The following is a 6945-nucleotide window of genomic DNA, read 5'->3' on the forward strand; positions in this document are numbered from 1 at the left end:
TAAAAAAGAATTCTACAAAAAAAAGGCCCACCTAGGTGGGCCATATTAGGGGCAGCGTCAGTTAAACACTGTAATACAGTTCAAACTCCAACGGATGGACAGCAACGGCCACCCGACGAGATTCTGCGCGTTTAATGGCAATATAGGCATCAATCATCGCGTCAGACATTACGCCGCCTTTGGTAAATATAGCGCGGTTCTTATCCAGCTCGTCCATCGCTTCATCTAACGAGGTACACACTTGTGGAATATTGGCCGCTTCTTCAGCAGGTAAGTCATATAAGTCTTTATCCATCGCATCGCCAGGATGGATCTTATTCTGGATACCATCCAGGCCAGCCATTAACTGAGCGGTGAACGCCAGGTAAGGGTTCGCTGCCGGATCCGGGAAACGGCATTCAATCCGGCGTGCCTTGGCGCTTGGTACCAGTGGAATACGAATTGACGCTGAACGGTTACGGGCAGAGTACGCCAGCATTACCGGTGCTTCAAAGTGTGGTACCAGACGCTTATACGAGTTGGTTGACGGGTTAGTAAAGGCGTTGACCGCTTTAGCATGCTTGATGATACCGCCAATATAGTACAGAGCGATTTCTGATAAACCTGCATATTTATCACCAGCAAACAGGTTTACGCCATCTTTGGCCAGTGACTGGTGACAGTGCATACCTGAACCATTGTCGCCAACCAGCGGCTTAGGCATAAACGTAGCGGTTTTACCATACAGGTGAGCAACGTTGTGTATAACGTACTTTAACTGCTGCACTTCATCTGCTTTTTTGGTCAGGGTATTAAAACGGGTCGCTATTTCGTTCTGGCCAGCAGTGGCCACTTCGTGGTGATGCGCTTCAACTACCTGACCCATTTCTTCCAGCACCATACACATGGCACTACGGATATCATGGCCTGAATCTACCGGTGGTAATGGGAAATAACCGCCTTTCACGCCTGGGCGATGGCCTTTGTTACCATCTTCATAGGCGGTACCGGAGTTCCAGGCTGCCTCAGTAGAGTTAATTTTAAAGAACGAGCTCGCCATAGTGGTTTCAAAACGGATATCGTCGAACATAAAGAATTCTGGCTCAGGGCCAAACAATACGGTATCGGCAATACCGGTCGATTTTAAGTATTCTTCAGCACGTTTAGCGATAGAGCGTGGATCACGGTCATAACCCTGCATCGTGCTGGGTTCAATTACATCGCAGGTTACGTTTAAGGTAGTTTCTTCAAAAAACGGGTCAAGCACGGCAGTGCTTGGGTCTGGCAGCAGAATCATGTCTGAATCATTAATGCCTTTCCAGCCTGTAATAGATGAGCCGTCAAACATTTTACCATCTTCAAACATGTCTTCAGTGACCTGACTTACCGGAATACTGACATGTTGCTCTTTACCTTTAGTATCGGTAAAACGCAGATCTACGAATTTAACGTCGTTTTCTTTAATTAGTTTTAATACTTCCGATGCAGACATGCATTCCTCCAATTGAACCGATTTGAACACTGAAATAGTGATTGCCCTGTTAAATGCCAGATATATGCCAACATATAACCATATTGATTTTAAAGGGGTTGTTGCTTTGGTGCAGTGCGTTGCAACCCTGGTTGCACCAATGTGGTGCCGCTTCGCCCGTTAATGGTGCATCACCATAACAGCAAAGTGTAGCTGAGATTTTGGCTCTGTTTAAAAAAAAACCGTCAATGAGCACAACGCCTTTTTCTTTCTGTGAAAAAAAAGAGTAGAATATGCGCCCTTTACTTTTGAAAAGCGTTTGCCTGGTGGTCATTATGGTCATCTAGTGCCACAGAGGATATTGATTCATGAGCGTTACCGCGTCAACTTTAGATAAACTGCGTAATATTGCCATCATCGCGCACGTCGACCACGGCAAAACCACCCTGGTAGATAAACTGCTGCAACAATCAGGCACCTTTGATGCCCGGGCTAAGTTGCAGGAGCGGATGATGGACTCCAATGCTCAGGAGTCTGAGCGCGGTATAACCATCCTGGCTAAAAATACCTCGGTACGCTGGAACGGCTACCACATCAATATTCTTGACACCCCCGGCCACGCCGATTTTGGTGGTGAAGTAGAGCGGGTTCTGTCTATGGCAGACTCTGTTTTACTCTTGGTAGATGCGGTTGACGGCCCAATGCCGCAAACCCGCTTCGTTACCCAGAAAGCGTTCTCACACGGTTTAAAGCCGATTGTGGTTGTGAACAAAATCGACCGTCCGGGCGCACGTCCTGATTGGGTTATCGACCAGGTATTTGACTTGTTCGACAACTTAGGTGCCACTGACGAGCAGTTAGACTTCCCCATTGTCTACGCATCAGCATTAAATGGCTGGGCAACCTTAGACTATAACGAACCTAAAACAGATATTACTGATTTGTTCGAGGCTATTGTTAAGCACGTGGCGCCGCCAGCTGTAGAATTGAATGGCGAAACCCAGTTACAGGTGTCACAGCTGGATTACTCAAGCTACCTGGGTATTATCGGTATTGGCCGGATCAAGCGTGGTACGTTAAAAGCGAACCAGCAGGTGACTATTGTTAGTGCTGATGGCAGCAAGCGTAACGGCAAAGTTGGCCAGGTGTTTGGTTATTTAGGCCTGGAGCGGGTAGAGACGCCAGAAGCCCAAGCAGGTGACATTGTTGCCTTTACTGGCCTTGGTGAGCTGAAAATATCTGACACCATTTGCAGTACGACCAAAGTGCAGGCATTGCCTGCGCTGCAGGTTGATGAGCCTACTGTTACCATGACATTCCAGGTAAACACTTCTCCGTTCGCCGGTAAAGAAGGTAAGTTCGTTACCTCACGTCAGATTTTAGAGCGCTTAACCCATGAGCTGAAACACAACGTGGCGCTGCGGGTTGAAGAGACTGAAGACGGTGACAAGTTTAAAGTGTCGGGTCGCGGTGAGTTACACTTAGGCGTATTAATTGAAAACATGCGCCGTGAAGGTTTCGAATTAGCGGTATCACGCCCTGAAGTTATCATGAAAATAGTAGATGGCGCAAAAATGGAACCGATGGAAAACGTGACCATCGACTGCGAAGAGCAGAACCAGGGTGCCATTATGGAGCGGATGGGTGAGCGCAAAGCTGACTTAACCAACATGCAGCCAGACGGTAAAGGCAGGATCCGGATGGATTTCAACATGCCAAGCCGTGGTTTAATTGGTTTCCGTACTGAGTTTATGACCATCACCTCAGGCACCGGCCTGATGTACCACAGCTTTGACCACTATGGCCCGCATAAAGGCGGCACAATTGGTCAGCGCATGAACGGCGTGATGATCTCAAACGCCGTGGGCAAAGCAGCCGGTTACGCTATTTTCTCGTTGCAGGAACGCGGTAAAATGTTTATCGGTCACGCAGAAGAAGTGTATGAAGGGCAGGTTATCGGTATTCATAGCCGTAGTAACGACTTAACAGTTAACTGTTTAAAAGGTAAGCAATTAACTAACGTACGCGCCTCAGGTACTGACGAAGCGATTAACCTGGTTCCACCAGTGCGTTACACCCTGGAGCAGGCACTTGAGTTTATCGACGACGACGAGCTGGTAGAAGTAACACCTAAATCTATCCGTATCCGTAAGCGTCATTTAACTGAAAACGATCGTAAGCGCGCCAGCCGTGGCCCTGCTGCCTAAGCGTTTTCTGCTATAAAACAAAGCCAGCTTATTGCTGGCTTTGTTGTTTCTGGTAACACTAACGATAGCGTTAGGTACTGGTCTGCCCTTGATTTTTCGCGTATTCTCGCCTTTATCAGGGTTTAAGGAGCTGCTATGGACAAGCCAAAACTGCTGCGGTATTTACGTCAGGGTAAGAATTTCATTGTGGCTTATTTCCAGCGCTGTCAGCAGGATCAAATTACCATTGTCGGTGGTTATCTGGCCTATATTTCGTTGTTGTCGCTGGTGCCATTGATTGCGGTTGTGTTTTCGATGCTGGGCATGTTTCCAATGTTTTCTGAAATGCGCGGCCGTTTAGAAGAGCTGATTTTTGCTAATGTTATTCCTACCCGTGGCGAGGAGATTAAAAGCTACGTGAATGAGTTTATCAGTAATACCGGTGGCATGACCGCGGTAGGCGTATTGGCGCTGATTGTGATAGCGCTGCTGCTTATTTACAATATCGACAAAACCCTAAATAAAATATGGCGGGTAGACCAGCGGCCACGGCCGATTATTTCGTTTTCAATATACTGGATGATCTTAACGTTTGGCCCGGTGCTTATTGGCACTTCAATTGCGGTTACTTCTTACCTGGCTACCTTTAGCCGTTACGCCGACGATTATACGCCTGGTATTTCCAGTTTTGTCCTGTGGCTTATTCCGTATGCTATGTCGCTACTGGCTTTTTTTATTCTGTATCTGTTGGTGCCTAATATTAAAGTGCAAGTACGCCATGCTTTATGGGGAGCGTTGCTGGCAACGGTATTGTTTGAGTTTTTTAAACGCGGTTTTGCTTTGTATGTCAGTGAGTTTCCAGCTTATCAGGCCATTTATGGTGCATTAGCTCTGGTACCCATTCTGTTTATTTGGGTGTATTTATCCTGGCTGGTGGTATTGCTCGGCGCTGAGCTTACCGCCTTACTGCAGCAACGGGCTGAGCTTGAGGACGCAGAAAAGAGCGGGGCATCGCAGGCATGAAGGCGCTGATTCAGCGGGTAAGTCAGGCATCGGTGTCGGTAGCAGGTGAGCAAATCAGTGCTATTGGTCCCGGATTAGTCGTGTTGTTGGCGGTTGAGGCAGGGGACAACGAGATTGCAATAAACAAGCTGGCGCATAAAGTGGCGCATTACCGGCTATTTAGTGACAGTAACGGTAAAATGAATTTAAATGTGCGCCAGGCTGGCGGTGCCGTATTAGTAGTATCACAGTTTACCCTGGCAGCAGATACCCAAAGTGGTTTACGACCCAGTTTTAGTCCTGCAGCCGCTCCGGCCATGGCAGAATCGTTTTATCTGCAATTTGTACAGCAATTAACGCAACTTGACCTGCCAGTACAAACGGGGCGTTTTGCAGCAGATATGCAGGTTAGCCTTACTAACGATGGCCCGGTCACGTTTATGTTAACCAGTTAGTTCTACTCTTTGATGAATAATGAGCACCTCATGTTATTACCTAGCAATTGGCAACTAACCAGCCCGAAAACAGCAGAGCACTGGGATGCCTATTATCAATTGCGCTGGCAGGTGCTGAGAGCGCCCTGGCAGCAACCTCCAGGCTCTGAACGGGATGAGTTTGAAGCGCAGGCTTATCATCTTATGCTTGTTGACAACAATGGTATCGTGCAGGCCATTGGCCGGTTACACCAACTTGATGATACAACCGGTCAGATCCGTTATATGGCAGTGGCCGACAGTGCCCGCGGTATGGGTGCAGGTAACCGTATTTTACATGCTTTGGAGCAGCAGGCTGTAGCGGGTGGTTTAACGTTATTGCAACTGAATGCCAGAGAACAGGCCGTTGGCTTTTATCAGAAGTCAGGCTACCAGCTGGTTGGCGATGCGGCTCCTATGTTTGGCATTGCCCATCTGAAAATGGCCAAAACGTTGCGCCTGAAGGGCACTGCACAGGAGTTTCAGCAATGGCAACAGCAACTGGCTGAAACCTGGCAGCAGACAATTCCTCTTAGCCAGTACATGCAGCTTGAGATCACGGACTTTAATGGCTACGCCTTGAACTGCAGCGCACCGCTGGCGCCTAATATCAATTTACACCAGACCATGTTTGCCGGCAGTATTTATACGCTGGCGACCTTAACAGGTTGGGGTATGTTGTATATGCAATTACAGGCCGCTGGGTTACAGGGCGCTCAGGTATTAGCCAATGCCACTATCCGTTATCGGCGCCCTGTTGCCAGTGCGCCACAAGCCCGCTGCCAATTACTGGATTGCCACGGTGACTTAACACCACTGGCGCAGGGTGAAAAAGTGCGGCAACGCATCAAGGTTGGTATTTATTGCCAAACAGAATATTGCGCCGAATTTATCGGCGATTATATCGTCCTGCCTGAATTATCTGTGGTAAATAACGCTTAACATTGTCGCTGCCGCTATTTATAAAGCATTTATCAAAACTTGGTAAAGCAGGATGGTCAGTACAGGCAGATAATAAACCTCAAGCAACACAGGTTTGAGGCGGGTATGAAAAATAAGTGGCTATGGGTTTCGTCTATTAGCACCGTGCTGGGCATTATGGCCGGTGGTGTTTATTTATTCTTTGCAGAACATTCTTTGTTATTAAGTGATAAAAACCTGACGCTGAGCGCGTTTTGGTCAACCTTTATGTTGTGGGCCTTTGTGTTGATGTTTGTGGTAGCACTGTGCTGCAATGTTCTGGCCTTTATGGAGCTTGATGACGAGCACCGACTGGCCGGGGTTAATCAGCGCTTGCGGGCTATGCTAGCAGGTGGCGGTCGGCAGCAACAGTTTTTACAGGATGCGCAACGTCTGCTAAGCAGGCAAGGCAGCTGGCTGATTAGTGACAAACTGGCTGCTGATTTCCAACTGCTGCATGCGCAACGTGATACCCTGGTATATGTGCAACACAGTTGTGTTCCGGTCGACATTTCACAGGTAAGAACCATGTTTCAGCAAATGCTGGCAATTGATATTGCCGATGGCATTGTGGTCAGTAGTGGTGGTTTTTCTAATCAGGCCTGGATTTTTGCCCAGGAAGCGAATATTCGCTTGCTGGACAACAAAAGTTTAAGAAAACAGCAAAAGCGCGCAAAATTTCAGCAAGTACCACTAATTCAGAGCTAATATCAAAGTTTCATCAGGATTTTTAGCAATAAAAAAGCGATATTCAGCAGCGAAAGGAATCAAAATAATAAACATGGACTGCTTCACTTCCTGCATAGCTGGCTTCGGCCAGCTTTTTTATGTGCGCCTATCCAGTTGCTATAAAATCAATTTAACTTATTTTAAA

General features: G+C 47.5%; 6 protein-coding genes. 5 read left to right on the forward strand and 1 reads right to left on the reverse strand.

Annotated features, from left to right (window positions below):
• Positions 1-61: 61 nt before the first annotated feature.
• Complete coding sequence (gene glnA / locus ABY802_RS08600) at positions 62-1471, reverse strand: glutamate--ammonia ligase (RefSeq protein WP_372626636.1); 1410 nt, start codon at positions 1469-1471, stop codon at positions 62-64.
• A 347-nt stretch (positions 1472-1818) separates the two neighbouring features.
• On the opposite strand from glnA, the gene typA reads away from it, so the two are divergent.
• The 5 genes from typA to ABY802_RS08625 all read left to right on the forward strand — a co-directional run bounded on the left by typA (position 1819) and on the right by ABY802_RS08625 (position 6779).
• Entirely contained in the window at positions 1819-3657 is a 1839-nt protein-coding gene (typA, locus tag ABY802_RS08605; RefSeq protein ID WP_372626637.1) for a translational GTPase TypA, read from the forward strand.
• Positions 3658-3792: 135 nt separating this feature from the next.
• Positions 3793-4659, forward strand: a complete 867-nt coding sequence (locus tag ABY802_RS08610) for a virulence factor BrkB family protein (RefSeq protein ID WP_372626638.1) — start codon at positions 3793-3795, stop codon at positions 4657-4659.
• Positions 4656-5093 (forward strand): D-aminoacyl-tRNA deacylase, encoded by a 438-nt coding sequence (gene dtd / locus ABY802_RS08615; protein ID WP_372626639.1) that lies wholly within the window; start codon positions 4656-4658, stop codon positions 5091-5093. The genes ABY802_RS08610 and dtd overlap by 4 nt, the downstream gene beginning before the upstream one ends.
• 30 nt (positions 5094-5123) lie before the next feature.
• On the forward strand, positions 5124-6053 hold the full coding sequence (locus ABY802_RS08620) for a YiiD C-terminal domain-containing protein (protein WP_372626640.1): 930 nt from the start codon (positions 5124-5126) through the stop codon (positions 6051-6053).
• A gap of 105 nt (positions 6054-6158) precedes the next feature.
• Positions 6159-6779: a restriction endonuclease gene (locus tag ABY802_RS08625; protein ID WP_372626641.1), complete on the forward strand. Its 621-nt coding sequence runs from the start codon at positions 6159-6161 to the stop codon at positions 6777-6779.
• Positions 6780-6945 lie beyond the last annotated feature (166 nt).

This window comes from Arsukibacterium sp. (assembly GCF_041616895.1).
Lineage (GTDB): Bacteria > Pseudomonadota > Gammaproteobacteria > Enterobacterales > Alteromonadaceae > Alishewanella.